Consider the following 15,478-nt stretch of genomic DNA (forward strand, 5'->3'; position numbering starts at 1 on the left):
GAGCGGGACGAGCCCGCGTTGGTTAGTAAAGACTTTTTGGAAAGAGCATAAAAAACCAATCCTGAACTCGTTGCCAACCGCTGCGGGAGGGCTGTCGAGTGCGAGTCTCTTCACTGTTACGCCAAATTAAACGGCTTTTGGGGTCACGCTCGACCCGCCAACTGTTTGCTGGACTGATGTCTTGTTCAATGGCCTCAGCTAACGCACTAGCGAGACTCTCACTATCGATGACCGCGAACATTTCCGAGTTAATAAGAGCTGAGCGCGGGTCAAAATTTGCAGAGCCCACGATAGAGAAACGGCGATCGATGACCATGGATTTCGAATGTAGCCCCATAACCTTTGCATGCATGGGTGCCGTATCAACCACCGTTAATTTGATGGCCGCATCATGACGGGCCTCGTAAAGTGCGATGCCCGCGTCGACCATAGGGCCCCGCCAAGCCTTGTAGTGGCTGTTCACCGCGGGTACGTCTTGAGAGGCGAGAGAGTTGGTATGCAGTTTTACGTCTACACCCCGCTCATTGAGCTGCTGCAGCATTGCAACACCTGGCTCATCTGGTATGAAATAGGCGTTGGTAATCAGCAATTCACGCTGGGTTTTTGGGACTATCTCAAAAACAGCTTCTAAAAGATCAGCACTGATACCGTCAGATTGCGGGCGATCAGTGAACACCTCACTGGTCCCCAAATGTAAAGACGAGGTGAGGGCCTCTAAGGAAGACCGCCAGTCTATAGGCGTAACAGAAAACTGCTCCAGCTGAGGTGAGTTAGCTAGCTCTTCTAAGACCTCAGCTCGGACGCTATGAAAGTCTTTTTCGGCTCGCAGCCTCTGGTCTTTGTTAGCGGAAATCACCCAGCCGCTATTCCAAAAAAGGTCGAATATAGCGCTGGTCTGGCGGGCTATTACACCGACGCCTAGAACATCAATGTCACGAAAATTTAGCGCTTCGCTAAGCCCCATGTACTCATCGCCAATATTTCTCCCACCAAGAATCACCGCTCGATTATCGACAATTAAAGATTTATTGTGCATGCGGTGGTTAAGTTGGGAAAAGTGCGTGGCAAACTCCAGTCCCCATCCCAAAGATTTGCGATTTTCTGCGCTGTTGAAAAGCCGCAGTGTAATGTTGGGGTGGCCGACCATAAGGGTGCCAATAGCGTCGCGGGCCTCTCCTTGCTGTTTACCCGTCGCCAAGGTGCCCATGTCATCAATAATAACTCGAACTTTTACACCGCGATCGGCGGCATCAATGAGTCTACTAGTGATGAGCATGCCGGTGCTATCGCCGTGGTACAGGTAGTATTGGGTGTCAATACTTTGGGTGGCTGAATCGATGAGGGCCAGCCGCCAGTTGAGTGCGTCTTCGCTTCGATTGAGTAACTTAAATCCTGAAACTTCAAAACTTTCAGAGCCCCCATCTTGAATTTTTTCTTCCGCGTTGAGTGCGGCACCACTGCGCTGATGGACAGCAGTTTCGAGGCTGGCTAGTGGTCCGCCAGTTGCGGCTGCCATCGAAAATTCTGCCTCAGGAACTTCAAAGGGCGTCCTTACAGTGGTTGTGCAGCCAGCCAAAACCATGAGTAGGGTGGCGGTACAAATACTGCGAGCGGTATTCAAATTTAGGGCCATAGAGTTACCAACTGTATTTGGCTGACCGGGTTTTGGGTTCGGCCGGTAAAATAGCTGCCACCAAAAGAATTTGTCTTGCCGCGCGGCTTGCTAGACCCCGGTGTATGAATCTCACGGCATGCTGCGGCTTTGAGATCATGCTAATAGGGGTGCAGCCAATTGGACACCCTCATCGCGGCGCTTTGCTGAGGTCGGGTACAAGTCGCCTAATTCCTTTGGCTTTCTTGCTCTGCACAGCTCGTAGATGCTGTGAAGGTGGCCTATCTGCAGATCGTGTTTAAGCACCTTATTTCTTGGGAATCTCGTATTGATCGAACTTCTCCCGAGATTTGGTTACCACCACTTTGCGTTTGCCGTTTTCACGTTTTAGCAGCGCATCCAATTTTTTAAACCGCGCATAGGCAACGCCATCTCTTTCGCCATCATAAAACGTTGCCTTCACTGCAACTTCTGCTTTTTCACTATTCACATAAGCTAAGGGGATGGTGGTTTTGCCGTTGGAGAAGTGGACTTCGGCTTCGCCGCTTAAATCCTTGACGGCCATCAAGTTGGATAAAAATTTAGGGGGGTTGCTTTTATTGTCAACGAACGCAACCAGTGGCCTTGTATCGCTCACGCTGAGAGTTGCTTTGGCATCTAAGGCTAAGGGTTGTTGTACGGTACCTTCTGCCGATGTCAATTCGAGAGCCGCGGACCAATAATCACCGTCAAAATTTTCTTCATTACCATCGACGCGAACGTTAAATAATCGTAACGTTGAGCCGCTCAAGTTTGCTTTAAATTCACGGGGTATTCCGCTTGGGATAGCAATGTCGGCGTCGATATCAGCCTCAAAACTTTGCTCGTCGACTTGTATTTTTACCGCGGTAGAGTCGAGCTGAATGGCACCGTTCATGCTCTCTTCGCCGAAGGTTATGTCAGCGTCTAATCGGGTGGTGCCACCTGCAAAGGTGTAAGGGCTTTCTGGAGGTAAGTAGGTATTAAAAGTCGCCATATCAATGACCGTTGCATCATTGATTAACAAGTTGAAGGTATTCATTGCGCGGCGCTTGCGTGCGGCGTCGTCAGCCCACAGCTCTTGAAAATTCTTGTCGGGGTCGGGGTAAATATAGTTTGAGCCACTGTAATCTAGGCGCAGCGTATTGCCCTTGAGGAACGGTTCACTCGCGCCGACTTCTGAGGCCCGCAACGACTCGTAGCCAACACTGAGCCCCATGGGGCTGTCAGCGTCGGTTGGGGTATGAATCAGTACGGTGCCTTGACCCGATATATCGACATCACGAATAGTCACACCGAGGTTATTCGCAGAGGCCTTGAGCTGAGTGCCCGCGCGCACATATCCGTCACGCAGTACCAGGCGGCCCTCAACCTGACCGGCGCCTGTAATATCAAGATCGCCAAGGCCGGTTGTAAAGATGTTGATGAAATTGAAATTCTCCATACCAACATCGAGCTGCACATCGGTATAACCAAAGCGCAGCATGCGTTTTCCTCGATGTTCGCTACGAATCAGCGGCGTGAAACCAAGAGCACCCTGCAATGTGCCGCCCTTATAGGCTTGTGCAGATCCGTTGAGGTAAGCGGGTCCAAGGTTGAGGTCAGCGTTGGCGACATCCAGCCAGAATTTGCCACGCCGTGTTTCCATGTACATGTCACCGGTTGCTGAGCCGCTGGCTGTTCCTTGAATATTGAATACCCAAAAGCGGTGATTACCCTGAGCTTGTAGCCCGCTCAGATGGATTTTCCATGGTCGTTTACTTTTAAGCGGAGTTGTTTCGACGGGGACGACTTCTCTGCCAGTTATCGGCGGGAAGTATGCGAGTAACTGACTGTAGTCGCGCTCGGGCTTCAGTCGTGGGCGCTGACGGTAGTCGATGTCTGTTGCCTTGATGTCAGAGATATAAACCTCTTTTAAGACCAAGGGCAGCAACGCAATCGAGCCCGACCCCGATGTTGCAAGAACCTCCCATTGTTGGGTCCGGCTTTGGCCATTGGCGACGATGCCCTCAGCATGCACGCGAAATGGGTAAAAGCTCCAGGCGCGCTCCCAAGAGACTTGAAATTTCTCGGGTTTAATTTTATTCACCAAATCTTGAGTAATAGAGAGGTGCAGCGCGGTGTTGATAATGAGCAGGTAAGCAAGTTGAGCGATCACAACAATGCCCACGATGCGCTTAGTCAGTGCTTTGAAATTCGTCAATGTGTAGATCTCTATTTTGATGGTGTTAGTGTGGCTCAGGCCGTGCATTTTACGCTGCAGGGCATGCCGCAAGTAGTGGCTAATCGTAGCTTTTTTCGCCTGTATAAATCGCCATGGCCTATTGGCGGTTGGTCTCCCGCTATCTCGCTGTTAACCGTTTGGAATAGCACTGTGAGTTGCTAAGCCCATGTTTCTATTGGTTTATTTTCCAGTAACTCTCAGGGTTGGGCTAATAAGCAGTTGTTTCTTAACTGAAATGTTCAAAAGGCGACAGTTTGTCATTGTCCGGGTTTGGCGGACATAAGCCCTTGAGCTTCTCTCTGGGTTGGGCGTTACGCCAGAAGTGGCAAGGCGTTATCTCTTACCAAGAGCGGTCGTAGGGGGTTATCCAAAGGCTGAAATCTACCGACCGGGCTTTACGACGCTTACAGGCTTTAGGGTGGATCGCGCTATTGCGATAAAGGTGTCTTGAACCATTTTTTGCATCAATTGAGTGCGCCCCTCGTGACGATGCTTTTCAAGGTTTTGTTCAAAATGACTGGCGATGCTGGCTAGATAATTTGCGGCACCTTGCAGATCATGCCTAGACCAAGTGGAGCCTGCGGTTTCAAGCGCCTCTACATATCTGTCAACTGTGTCGCTCTGATAGCGGTTCATGAGTTTGGCTAAGCCCGCGTCGTCATTAATGCTAGCAAACAGTGCGTTATCCAATTTCACAGCGCTAGGGCCGCCGGTTACGGTAGCAATGTATCGCTCGATAAATTCCGCAATAGAGTTCTCAGGCGTAACGCTCGCATAAGCTTGATCAAACGCGTCCAATTTTTCGCTAAGACGCTGACCTAAGATAATTTCCACAACGGCAAATTTTGTTGGAAAGTAGTCGTAAATGGTGCCTACGCCAATACCGGCCGCACTGGCAATTTTACGCAGTGTAAGTTTTGAATAGCCCAATTCGATAAGCACCAACTTCGTCGCGTCAATAATTCTCTGCTTCCGGGCAATTGCACGTTCTTGCTGGGGCTCTCGCCTTTTGCTCATTCTTGCATCCTCAAGTTTTGCCACTGCGCTATTTTGGATTGACTGTACCTCAGACACCGTCAATAATGCGAACATATGTTCGGATTATTTGATGTTTGGGATTAACAACATGCTTGAGCTAAATCACAGCGATATTTTGGCGCTTCGAAGCGCGCTGATAAAAGCACTGGAGAGCCTGCCGCTTGATCAGTCGACAATGGCGAATGAAGGGGTGGCCCTATCTGGGCACCAACTACTGAACCATCAGTTGGCAGAATTAGGTCTTCTTGACTTGGCACGACCACAAGCCCTGGAGGGCTACCCCGGTCGGCATGGGGCGCTCGCTGCGGTTTTAGATGAGCTTGGACGTAAGTTGATACCCACCACCTTGGTAAATACCGTTACGGCTCTGTCGCTATGTGGTTCAACTCAATCCCTGTCAGATCAAAGCGTACTGGTTTCGAGTATTGCGGCCGGGGACAGTGTGATTGCCCTGGCGGGCAACGCGGAGTGTGTTCCTTATATCGACGACAGTCACACCTTGGTAGTCGATGAGAGCGGTCGTATATCTGGGTGCGTTTCATTGGTTGAGTATGGCGAACTAGCCACCCATACCTTGGTGTGTATTCAGCAAAAAAATCGTGCTCAACCGACGCAGGTCTTTTTGGTTGAGCACGGTCAGTGTGTGAAGGTCGTTAAGCAAAAGGTGAACGATCCACTCGCCGCGTTTTCCAGACTGGAATTTAGTCATGCTGAGACTCAAGCACTCTCTGATATTGACCAGCAGGCCATCGAATGGGCACAGATGAGTGGGCTGTGTGCCTTAGCGGCAGAACAAGCCGGGGCCGCACAGGCAATTTTTGATGTGACGATTGAATACTTGAAAACGCGGTATCAGTTCGGACGGGCGGTGGGCTCATTTCAGGCAGTAAAACATATGGTCGCCGATTTACTGGTTGAGCTTGAATCCTCAAAAAGCGCCGTGATTGCTGCGGCCACGGCGCTGGATCGGCAATTACCAGATATGAGGCGTGCCGTGCATTTAGCCGCGTTTACCTGCGCCGACGTCTTTCGAGAAATATCGGCTCAGGCAATACAGCTGCACGGTGGTATTGCCTACACGCGAGAACACTGCGCCCATCTCTATTGGCGACGTGCCAGAACTTGGATGCCTATGTTTGGCAGTTCGGATCAACATCGTGACTGCTACTTAGCCACCTGGGAGCACTGAGATGAACCCACTAAAACCCGACGATTCCCCCGACGTGGTCAAGGCGTTTACCGAGCAATGGTTGAAAGACCATTGGGATTCGGCGTTAGGCTGTGAGAAGGGTGCCCACGATTACGACGAAAAATCATGGCTCGCTCGTGTCTTTGAGGCGGGTCTAATGGTTCCAACCTGGCCGCGTGAATGGTTTGGCTTGGGCTTGAGTTCGAAATCGGCGCGGGCAATTGAAAAGCTATTCACACAGCACAAGGTCCCCGGCGCAGCGAGAGATCGTTATCATCTTGGGGCCATTACGTTGTTTAAAACGGGCTCTGAATCGCTTAAGCGGGATCTATTGCCGGTGCTGCTTAAAGGGCCTATTTGTTGCTTGCTTTACTCCGAGCCTAACGCCGGGTCTGACTTGGCTGGTGTGCGTACCCGGGCTGACTACGACAACGGACAGTATCGCATCAATGGGCAAAAGGTCTGGACTTCTAATGCGGTCGATGCGGAATACGGCATGCTCTTGGCTCGCACTGATTGGGAGGTGCCCAAGCACAAGGGTGTTTCCTTTTTTCTGTTTCCCATGAAGCAAGCCGGGGTCGAGGTTAGGCCGATCAACCAGATTACCGGCGAGTCGGAGTTCAATGAGGTCTTCATAACAGACGCGTTGGTGCCCGAACAGCACTTACTGGGTGAGGTCAATGAAGGGTGGAAGTCATTTCAGCTAGCGATTGCTTACGAGCGCCTGATAATGGGCCAGGGTATTACGGAGCGTCGACGGAAAAGCGCTCCGGGCGATGTGCCAAAACTGATTCGTATCGCCCAATCAACCGGACAAATTGAAGATTCACATCAACGACAAAAAATTGCTCAGGCACTCGCTTACCGAGAGCTCAATAAGCTGAATAATAATCGTGCCAAAGAGGAGCTGGCGAGTACCGGTTCTACAGCACTTATGTCGCTGAGTAAGTTGGCCATGTCGCGAATTCAGCATGGAGAGGCGCGTATTGCTAGCGACTTGCTCGGTGCTAACGGGATTTTAGATGATGCTGACCACCCTGACGCAAGCCACGCGCATTTTGATGCGGCAAAGGCTTACATGAATTCAATTGGTGGAGGTACCGATCAAATCCAGCGAAATATTATTGCGGAGCGCGTACTGGGGCTGCCCCGTGAGCCTGAGGTAGATCGTGACGTTGCCTTTAAAGACGTAACGATGGGCCCGGCGTGATGGCTTACAAGCGTATTTGGAAAAGCCCCGTGGTTGATAAAAGGCATTCCGTAAGCGCTTTAGGTTTTATGCTGCTTTTGTTGTTGCTGGCCCCTCCGTGTTCGGTGGCCGCCACCGAGGTCCCTAGCGATGTTTTCCTCTCCGAATTTTATCGAGCTCAAGGTGGCTACGGTCAGCCCGGGAAAGTCTTAAAAGTGGAGCCATTGTCAGAAAAACAGCAGCTCGCTGAGGCCGGAGAAAGTCTGCGGGTTTTATATACTTCTACAGAGGGGCTTTGGGAAGAAGACTTAGTGGCCGTATCGGGGGTGCTTTACTTGCCCAAGGGTGAGGCGCCGGCATCGGGTTGGCCCTTGGTGTCATGGTCTCATGGAACGGTGGGTATCAACGACCGATGCGCGCCATCATGGAACGGTAGGCAAGCCCAAGATGAGAATTACTTAAATGAGTTTTTGGTTCGAGGCTTTGCCGTGGTTGCATCGGATTATCAAGGCTTGGGCACCTTGGGCTTGCATCCGTATTTGGCAACTCGCCCAGCGGCCTACAGCAACCTTGATCTAATCCGTGCAGTTCAAAATTCCAATTTTCCCCTGGCAGAGCAAGTGCTTTTACTCGGTCAGTCGCAAGGGGCTAGCGCTGCGATTTCAACCGCGAGCTTGGCGCCTGATTACGCACCGGAAATTAATGTGGTGGGTGTCGTTGCTACAGGGGCGCCATATTTTACGCCAGCCACAATGAAAAACCTCGATCGCCTTAGGCGACTTGATCGGCCCGATCCCTTGTTGGGCTACACATTTCTCGGGATGATATTAGCGGAGCATCTTGATCCTGCATTTGAGCGCGGTGATTTCATCGCGGATGTAGCGTGGGGGCTCGCCGAGGATGCACAGAACCTTTGCTATCGAGAGCTCAAATTGAAAGTTGTCGAAGCTAACTTAATGCGCGGTAAGGTTTTTAAAAAAAATCCGATAGTGGGGTTGGAAGACGCTTTTACGCGTATGAGCTACCCACACTTAGCGATCAATGTGCCAGTGTTTTTAGGCACGGGACAGCTGGACCGCGATACGCCTTATCGAATGCAGGCCAAGCTAGTACAAGATATGTGCGCTGCAAACACCGTTGTTCATTGGCAAGTTTATCCAGATCTCGATCATCGAGGTGTCGTGCTACCTTCCTTGGCAGATTCGCTCCCGTTTATGCGACAGGTTTTTGCGGGGGACACGGTCGCATCAAGGTGTCCCATCGCGCCTGAGTGAGGGGAAGGTCTGGTAAACCGAGCCCGGTAGTGGCCTTGATGGGTTTAGACCTAGCCCGCGTCAACACCAGAGTACTAGTGAGGCGTTGTGTGCCTTTAGGTAAGATCGCAGCCCTTGACGTCGACAGTAGGCATCAAGAAATCTTACAAAATGTTGTATCTATTCTGAGTGTAGTGACCGACCACTAATAATCACGAATCACGAATCACGAATCACGAATCACGAATCACGAATCACGAATCACGAATCACGAATCACGAATCACGAATCACGAATCACGAATCACGAATCACGAATCACAAATTCGAGTGACAGAAAATTTCGGGTAACTTCCAATTTGTAAGCTAGCTCTGTAGTGATCGCCTGCCTGCAGTGGGGTTAATCCACTGCAGCGCAAGGGTAGGGTTATTTCTGATTCATAGTCGAGCAGCCGATGCTGTTCAAAAACCTGAATGCGGGTAAACAAAACGGCATCAAATGTATTGAGGTCGGTTATGGCGGGAAGGGTTACGTGTATTGGGTTGAGTTCAAGCAAGCCATGGCTATTTTGGCGGGCCTGCTGTTTCAGCGTCGCAGCGTGTTCTGGTGTTAGGCAGAGTACGGTGGCCAGTGCATGCCGTTCGCCAGCCGCCTGTAGGGCGTTTGGGTCTAGTGCATCGCCCTGTTGCAATGCGGCTCTCTCCGCCTCCAGTTTGGCAAGGCACAGTGCAACCTCGATCCTTTGAGGAATAAAGATTCCCCTCGCATGCAACTGCGGTGCGAGGTTAGCAGTAACGGCAAACTGCGGCTCCTGCTCCAAGGATTTCTGCATGGTCTCGGCGATGATCACGTGGGGATTACTCGAGTGTTGATAGTGGCAGGCATCGTCTTGTATGTAGCTGATGCGGTGCCCCTGTAGGTCAAAATGCCCGATGAGCAATGCCACGCTGTCGAGCGAACGTTGATGAATGTCTAGAAAATGCACCACCAGCTCACCGGGGTTAAATTTTGTCAGTAGTGGCAGCAGTAATGTGGCGAACGGCCCGCAGCCTGCGTACAGAACCTCGATTGGACTAGTGGTGAAGCGCTGCTTGGCAGTAGTGATGGCTGCGTGGGCTGCGCGAATAAAAACCGCACTGCGCTGAGTGTCTGTCACGCAGTGGGCGGCAGCTTCTGGGCTAATAGCGACACCGTTGTTTAGCAGGGAATCATCTGCCCAGGCGTCAAAGCTGGGGTCGGGTACGACGCCGCCAACGTCGCTGCACAGTTGTGCAAAAGCGTTTAGAGCTGCGCGCAAATCCGCGGGTGCGCTGGCTTCATTAAGCAGAGTGTCGGCAATATATTCTAGCTTCATGGGCACTTACCTCAGTCGCTTGTCACCTGCACGCTATTAGCAAAAATTGGAGGTAACGCCAGTCAGGCCGTGGTCCTCAGTAGTCGTCGACTTTGCCGCGATTTTTTTTAATAGAGCCCTGTTTTTTCTTGCTATCAAGGCGCTTGCGCACCGACGACCTAGAAGGCTGGGTTCTTCGTCTGGGTTTATCGACAAACTGACATTTCTTAAGCATGTCATCGAGTCGCTCGAGGCTTTCTAACCGGTTTTTTTCCTGGCTCCTGAACTTTTGCGCTTTGATGACGATCACACCGTCAGAACTGATCCTGGTATCGCGCATCCGGAGAAGCTTCGACTTAACGGCTTCCGGTAAGCTAGAGGACCTGACGTCGAATCTTAAATGAATCGCTGTGGAGACCTTATTGACGTTCTGGCCACCCGGACCGCTGGCACGGATCGCCGAAAATTCAATCTGGTTTTCAGGAATGTCTGAAACGCGAATCATCAGACAGACGGCATGTCACTGGCACTATTTTTGTTCACTTAGCTGTCACCCTGATCTTTGTATTCCTGCACCTAGACAATAAGGCTCGCTGATAGTGATGCAGGTGTACCTCGCAATAGCCGAAGCGTCGCAAAAGGCTGGGCATAGTTGCGACGGTTGTAAGTGGTACAGATTGAACCGGATCATCCACAACGCTGTCTCAATCTGTAATTACTCTATGATACCTACCTGCGCACTTATCCTTCAAGATTTGGCCTTTGGCCTGAACGCCGCACGGAATTAAGCATGCCTCGAGGCCGTTTACCCCTCTACTGCTGAAAAATTATTGCTTAAACAGTACGCTGCCGTTTCTAAGTGAGTGTGTCGTTTCAAGCACTTTGGGCGGTCTAACATAGCGTGAGTGCCCAGCACGGCGCGACGGGGTAACTATCGTCTTTGTCAGTTGATGTGCGTTTTATCGTGATCTCAGCGTTTCTTTTCATAGCGTGCTGTAGCAGGGGCGCTATCGTCATCTACCCCTGCCTATTTTCTAAATGTCGCCAGTTGCTGATAAGCAAAGGGCGTTACATGAGCCGCTAGAGCACCTAGGGAGGAGCCGAACTTACTCATTGGCGGTATCGACCCAATCAATAATCATATTAGCGAACAACTCTGGTTGGTCAGCCCAGGCAAGATGGCCTGCCTCCGGCAGCATGTGCAACTTACTTTTGGGCAGGGCTGCATCCAAATGTCTAGCATTGCTGGGGTCAAACAGAACATCGAGCTCACCCCAGAAAACCAGGGTGGGTATGTCGATTTCTTTTACTCGAGCCGCCAGCGCTGTCGCTTTGGAGCGAAAGTCCTTAAACCAGTAAACCACCTCAGCAGCACGCCCTGAGTAAGCGCGTTTGTAATCATCGATTTGCTCTGCATTGGCGCGATGACGAATGGAGCCAAGCTTCGACGAGAAAGCGATGAGTGGCCCGGCACCCAATAAGCCCGTTGTGAAACGCATAAAACTAAACTTGGCTAACAGATTTATCATAAAGGCCAGCTTGAACGGGCCGGGCGCACCGACGCCATGACCAACCGCTAGACTGATTACGCGATGGGTATGGTTGAGTACATAAGCTAGAGCTGCTCCCATTCCCACATCAGGTCCAATAAGATGAATATTATGTAGGTCAAGCTCATCAAAGATCGCAGCCAGATGCGCCCCCTGAGCGTTAGGTGACATATCATTACGGTCACCGTCAGAGGCACCAAACCCTGGAAGGTCAATGGCAATGACTCGACATTTCTCTGTGAGTGCATTCCAAGAGCCACTGAAGCTCAGGATGCTTTCTGGAAATGGACTGAGCAGTACCACCAGTGGCCCGTTAGCTGGCCCGGCTTCAGCGAGACGGATCTTACGACCCGCTAATGTCCGAATTTCAGTTGGCATGTCGACATACGGTGTTTCAAACGTTGCCGCCGACTGTCGGGCTGCTTTGACTTTTGGCCACTCCGGTGACACCAGCAACAATGTGGCTGCGTTGATCTGATCGTAGGCATTCAGTTTTTTCATAGAGTTTCTCCATTTGCACTGTTTTGCACTGGGTGAACCGTGTTGCTCTTATGAGGGAGTTGATCGGAGAGGCGATGTTCCCTAGGGACCGAAATGGTTAGTGTCGAAGATCGGCCCGTATTCAGGCGGCGCTGCTTAAGGGCTGAAATTTGGGGAGCTTTGCAAACAAGGTTGTCGATACCAACATAAAGGCAGCGGCTAAAAATAATGAGGCAGTGTAGTTATCAGATGCGTCACGCACTGCGCCGAAAATCACAGGGCCCAAACCGGTTGCGATTAAGAATGCGGCGTATTGTCTTCCGTAAATTTGGCCATAGGCCTGCATGCCAAAGTATCGAGCGACGAGATAGCCAATCAGATCAACTTCGGCACCTACCGAAAATCCTATGACAAATGCAGCCGGTAGGGCGACAGCTTCCCCCAGTGTTGCCAGCGCCAAAACGCCCAAAATACAAGCGCCAAGAATAACAATGGCCACCCGGGGAGCAAATATGCGATCGACAGCAAAACCCACTAGGAGTCTACCCAGTACAACCGCTATACCAATAACACCGGCTATTTTGGCCGCATCGTTTTGAGTGAAACCGATCTCGAGAAGTACCGGTATGAAATGAATCATCAAGCCGCCAAGGCCTAGGGAGAGGCAGAAGATCGCGGCCATTATTGTCCAATAGGTACGACTTGCCCTGGCTACTTTGAACGCTTCAGCGGCCACCTTTGCATCTATGTTTACAGGTGTTTTAGCGCCATTGAGGCGGGACAGAACGATAACGATAACCGCACCCACCACCAAGGTAAACAAGGCCATGGCAAAGTAGGCGCCTCGCCAGCCGAATTCGGCAACAGCGCTACTGATCAAAGCCGGCCCAAACGTAGCGGCCACACCGGCCCCCGACAGAGCAATGCCCAAGGCCAGACCTCGTTGCTTATTAAATACGGTATTTATTGCACGCGTGTAGGCTAGTGGGGAAGAGGCGCTGCCGAGTATTGCCTGAAGCATTGCCAGCATCACAAAAGTCGTGATGGACTGAACAAATAGCCCCAGCATTACATAAGCCACTGCTAGGCCCAGTAAAGAAACCATGACGGGTCGCACTAGGCCGTAGCGATCAACGATTAAGCCAATAAAAGGCAGGGCTGCGGCGAGCGCTAGCGTTGAGCCTAAAATTCCCAAGGACGCCTGGGCCCGCGTCCAACCAAAGTCGGCAACCCAAGCTTCAATAAAGATTCCCTGTGTGTAGAAGGGTAGTGCCGAGACTCCGACACCGATTCCCACCGCACACACTAGCACCAGGAGCCAATGGCGCGAGAACTCGCTGCCGGCGGTTGTATGATTTAACTCACGACTATTTTGATGATCCATTGGCATTATCGCCGAGTCACTTTGTTGGAGATGACGCCAATTTTTTCAATCTCAAGCTCTACAACATCGCCGTCGTTTAAAAAGCGCAGGTGTTCTAAACCACAGCCAAAACCCACGGTCCCCGAGCCGATGACCTCACCGGGGTAGAGGGTTTCACTCTTGCTGATGTGAGCAATCATGTCTGAGAACTTCCAGTAAATGGTGCTGCTATTGTTATCGCACCAAGTCTCGCCATTGACCCTAGCTTGCATGCGCAAGTTATAGGGGTCATCTAGCTCATCCTTGGTGACGATAACGGGTCCAAGAATAATTGAGTCGTCGAAGTCTTTGCTTTTGGCTGGCCCTAGCGGCCCGCCAGACTCTTGCATTTGTGTGTCTCTTGCCGAGAAGTCGTTATAAATGGTGTATCCAAATATATGGTCTTCTGCGTTAGCTTTACTAATGTCTTTGCCTTTCTTGCCAATGATGCAGGCCAGTTCGAGTTCAAAATCCATAACATCTGAATAAGCTGGCCACATCACGTCCTTGCCGCTTTGTGCGACTGAAAAACGGTTTGCTTTGTAATATAGGGGCTGCTGATACCAGACTTCGGGCACAGTAAATCGACCGCTTTCTTGCAGTTCACGCTCAGCTTTACTCGGATCATCTGCTGCCATGGCGCTTAGTTTGATGGCGCTTTTATACGAATTTTTTAAATGCTCTTCAAAACCCAGGCAGTCTCGAACTTGCGCGGGTAATGGGAGTGGTGCGAGCCACTCCACCTGATCTGAGGGTATTGACGCGGAACTCGACGCAAGCATTGCAGAGGCGTGATCAAGGGCGGGTTGGCCCGCCTCGATAAAGTGTTGCATAGAAGAAAAAGCGATATCCTGAGGTGCAGCAACACTCAGATTAAAGACTCCAGTGTCTGTCAAAGCCCCTAGATATTCCGAGCCTTGCTGTTTGAACGTGAGTAATTTCATCGCTATATCTCACTTTATTTTTGGCAGCGTCCGGGAAGTCGTGCGGCCTTGCATATGTTTTATTTTTAGTTAGATGATCTTAAATGACCAGTGGTCAGTATATAAATGACTGTGAGTCATTGCAACGTTGAATTCACAAAACAACGCGAGCCCGTACGGCGACCGCTAGGCTGTCTTCGTGCTTTTAGTCGCCGCTTAAACACAAAAAATTGGGAGTTAAATACGATGTCCGTTTACATAATTGCTAGATTCAAAATTCATGACCGTAGCGAATACGACACATATTCAGCGGGCTTTGCAGAGGTTTTTAAAAAATTCGATGGCAAGATGCTGAGTGTTGATGAAGACCCTATGGTTCTAGCGGGTGACTGGAACGACACAAGGTCAGTCATTATTGAGTTCCCGTCGAAGGAATCTGCTTTGGCCTGGATGACCTCTGATGACTACCAAGCCATAGCCAAGCACCGAAATGCCGGAAGTACAGCAAACTCCATCTTGGTAAAGGGTTTAGAGGCCTAAAACTTCCGAGAGCCTACTTCGGGTTAAAACCTTAATGTGGGCTCTCAAATAAAACGGGCATGCGCTGGTTAAACGCTGGGCCAGGTGGCTACGCTTGCTCAGTTATGGGGCGGCAATCGAGCGCTGGTTATTCGTGCTTACCCGCCACCCAGCCGTGAGCGGCAAGCTGGTCTGCTGCAAAGCTCTTGGGCGCATCTTCCAAAGTGGTTGCCATTGTGTCGTTCCAGCGATTCAGAAAACCAAACATTGAAATAACGGCGACAACCTCTACGGCCTGCTTGTCGCTAAAGTATTTTGATAATTCAGCCATGTGCTGGGCTTCTACTGCGTTGGGTACCATACCGGCATGCACTGCAACGCGCAGTGCTGCCTTCTCTTGATCCGAAAACAAGTCGCTGCGCTCAAACTCGAAGATTGCCTGTATTTTCTCAGCGCTGACCGCATTTTTTTGTGCTGACTTTGCCGTGTGTGCTTGGCAATAACGGCATCCCGCTGCGTTACTCACCGCAAAGGCGATCATTTGCTTAAGCCCGGGGTCTAATTCGCCGCCGTTCAAAATCGTCGCCCCAAGACCGCCAAAGGCCTGCGTGAGTTCGGGCCAATGGGCCATGGTCATCATGGCTGTTGGCAGAAAGCCCATCGAGGCTTCGACCATTTGCAGCATTGGCGCTAAATCCGGCACGTCTTCGCGCTGCTTGGGGGTGATGTGTGTCATAGCTATCCTCGT

At 50.9% G+C, this 15,478-nt stretch carries 13 protein-coding genes; 4 read left to right on the plus strand and 9 right to left on the minus strand.

Features of this window, described 5'->3' with window-relative positions; genetic code table 11:
• Nucleotides 1-22: 22 nt before the first annotated feature.
• The 3 genes from ACMAY6_RS03440 to ACMAY6_RS03450 form a co-directional block, all read right to left on the minus strand.
• Nucleotides 23-1,633 carry a phospholipase D family protein gene (locus ACMAY6_RS03440; RefSeq protein ID WP_435214461.1) on the minus strand — a complete coding sequence of 537 codons (1,611 nt, stop codon included), beginning with the start codon at nt 1,631-1,633 and terminating at the stop codon, nt 23-25.
• 286 nt (nt 1,634-1,919) lie between these two features.
• The gene (locus ACMAY6_RS03445) at nt 1,920-3,833 is read right to left on the minus strand and encodes a hypothetical protein (RefSeq protein ID WP_435214462.1); all 1,914 of its coding nucleotides are present in this window, start codon (nt 3,831-3,833) and stop codon (nt 1,920-1,922) included.
• Nucleotides 3,834-4,235: 402 nt separating this feature from the next.
• Nucleotides 4,236-4,871 (minus strand): TetR/AcrR family transcriptional regulator, encoded by a 636-nt coding sequence (locus ACMAY6_RS03450; protein ID WP_435214464.1) that lies wholly within the window; start codon nt 4,869-4,871, stop codon nt 4,236-4,238.
• Nucleotides 4,872-4,980: 109 nt separating this feature from the next.
• On the opposite strand from ACMAY6_RS03450, the gene ACMAY6_RS03455 reads away from it, so the two are divergent.
• From ACMAY6_RS03455 to ACMAY6_RS03465, 3 genes are read left to right on the plus strand one after another with little or no spacing between them, the layout of a single operon-like run.
• Nucleotides 4,981-6,081, plus strand: coding sequence for an acyl-CoA dehydrogenase family protein (locus tag ACMAY6_RS03455; protein WP_435214465.1), 1,101 nt, complete (start codon nt 4,981-4,983; stop codon nt 6,079-6,081).
• Between the two features lies 1 nt (nt 6,082).
• On the plus strand, nt 6,083-7,291 hold the full coding sequence (locus tag ACMAY6_RS03460) for an acyl-CoA dehydrogenase family protein (protein ID WP_435214466.1): 1,209 nt from the start codon (nt 6,083-6,085) through the stop codon (nt 7,289-7,291).
• A gap of 29 nt (nt 7,292-7,320) precedes the next feature.
• Nucleotides 7,321-8,544, plus strand: a complete 1,224-nt coding sequence (locus ACMAY6_RS03465; protein ID WP_435214467.1) for an alpha/beta fold hydrolase — start codon at nt 7,321-7,323, stop codon at nt 8,542-8,544.
• 289 nt (nt 8,545-8,833) lie between these two features.
• Here ACMAY6_RS03465 and ACMAY6_RS03470 read toward each other — a convergent pair whose 3' ends face one another.
• From ACMAY6_RS03470 to ACMAY6_RS03490, 5 genes are all read right to left on the minus strand, one after another.
• On the minus strand, nt 8,834-9,877 hold the full coding sequence (locus ACMAY6_RS03470; protein ID WP_435214468.1) for a hypothetical protein: 1,044 nt from the start codon (nt 9,875-9,877) through the stop codon (nt 8,834-8,836).
• A 76-nt stretch (nt 9,878-9,953) separates the two neighbouring features.
• Nucleotides 9,954-10,361 (minus strand): alternative ribosome rescue aminoacyl-tRNA hydrolase ArfB, encoded by a 408-nt coding sequence (arfB, locus tag ACMAY6_RS03475; RefSeq protein WP_435214470.1) that lies wholly within the window; start codon nt 10,359-10,361, stop codon nt 9,954-9,956.
• 601 nt (nt 10,362-10,962) lie between these two features.
• Nucleotides 10,963-11,907 carry an alpha/beta fold hydrolase gene (locus ACMAY6_RS03480; protein WP_435214472.1) on the minus strand — a complete coding sequence of 315 codons (945 nt, stop codon included), beginning with the start codon at nt 11,905-11,907 and terminating at the stop codon, nt 10,963-10,965.
• Between the two features lie 121 nt (nt 11,908-12,028).
• Nucleotides 12,029-13,270, minus strand: a complete 1,242-nt coding sequence (locus tag ACMAY6_RS03485; RefSeq protein ID WP_435214474.1) for an MFS transporter — start codon at nt 13,268-13,270, stop codon at nt 12,029-12,031.
• Nucleotides 13,271-13,275: 5 nt separating this feature from the next.
• Nucleotides 13,276-14,232 (minus strand): fumarylacetoacetate hydrolase family protein, encoded by a 957-nt coding sequence (locus ACMAY6_RS03490; RefSeq protein ID WP_435214475.1) that lies wholly within the window; start codon nt 14,230-14,232, stop codon nt 13,276-13,278.
• 225 nt (nt 14,233-14,457) lie between these two features.
• On the opposite strand from ACMAY6_RS03490, the gene ACMAY6_RS03495 reads away from it, so the two are divergent.
• Nucleotides 14,458-14,751 carry a DUF1330 domain-containing protein gene (locus ACMAY6_RS03495; protein WP_435214477.1) on the plus strand — a complete coding sequence of 98 codons (294 nt, stop codon included), beginning with the start codon at nt 14,458-14,460 and terminating at the stop codon, nt 14,749-14,751.
• Between the two features lie 127 nt (nt 14,752-14,878).
• Here ACMAY6_RS03495 and ACMAY6_RS03500 read toward each other — a convergent pair whose 3' ends face one another.
• The gene (locus ACMAY6_RS03500; RefSeq protein WP_435214479.1) at nt 14,879-15,466 is read right to left on the minus strand and encodes a carboxymuconolactone decarboxylase family protein; all 588 of its coding nucleotides are present in this window, start codon (nt 15,464-15,466) and stop codon (nt 14,879-14,881) included.
• Nucleotides 15,467-15,478 lie beyond the last annotated feature (12 nt).

The sequence above is a fragment of the Luminiphilus sp. nBUS_16 genome (assembly GCF_051201645.1).
In the GTDB taxonomy this organism is placed as follows: domain Bacteria; phylum Pseudomonadota; class Gammaproteobacteria; order Pseudomonadales; family Halieaceae; genus Luminiphilus.

Bases quoted from the DNA above. Each gene is read 5' to 3' on its own strand.
- ACMAY6_RS03440 (WP_435214461.1), bottom strand. From the start codon at position 1,633: ATGGCCCTAAATTTGAATACCGCTCGCAGTATTTGTACCGCCACCCTA.
- ACMAY6_RS03450 (WP_435214464.1), bottom strand. From the start codon at position 4,871: ATGAGCAAAAGGCGAGAGCCCCAGCAAGAACGTGCAATTGCCCGGAAG.
- ACMAY6_RS03455 (WP_435214465.1), top strand. From the start codon at position 4,981: ATGCTTGAGCTAAATCACAGCGATATTTTGGCGCTTCGAAGCGCGCTG.
- ACMAY6_RS03460 (WP_435214466.1), top strand. From the start codon at position 6,083: ATGAACCCACTAAAACCCGACGATTCCCCCGACGTGGTCAAGGCGTTT.
- ACMAY6_RS03470 (WP_435214468.1), bottom strand. From the start codon at position 9,877: ATGAAGCTAGAATATATTGCCGACACTCTGCTTAATGAAGCCAGCGCA.
- arfB (WP_435214470.1), bottom strand. From the start codon at position 10,361: ATGATTCGCGTTTCAGACATTCCTGAAAACCAGATTGAATTTTCGGCG.
- ACMAY6_RS03480 (WP_435214472.1), bottom strand. From the start codon at position 11,907: ATGAAAAAACTGAATGCCTACGATCAGATCAACGCAGCCACATTGTTG.
- ACMAY6_RS03485 (WP_435214474.1), bottom strand. From the start codon at position 13,270: ATGGATCATCAAAATAGTCGTGAGTTAAATCATACAACCGCCGGCAGC.
- ACMAY6_RS03490 (WP_435214475.1), bottom strand. From the start codon at position 14,232: ATGAAATTACTCACGTTCAAACAGCAAGGCTCGGAATATCTAGGGGCT.
- ACMAY6_RS03495 (WP_435214477.1), top strand. From the start codon at position 14,458: ATGTCCGTTTACATAATTGCTAGATTCAAAATTCATGACCGTAGCGAA.
- ACMAY6_RS03500 (WP_435214479.1), bottom strand. From the start codon at position 15,466: ATGACACACATCACCCCCAAGCAGCGCGAAGACGTGCCGGATTTAGCG.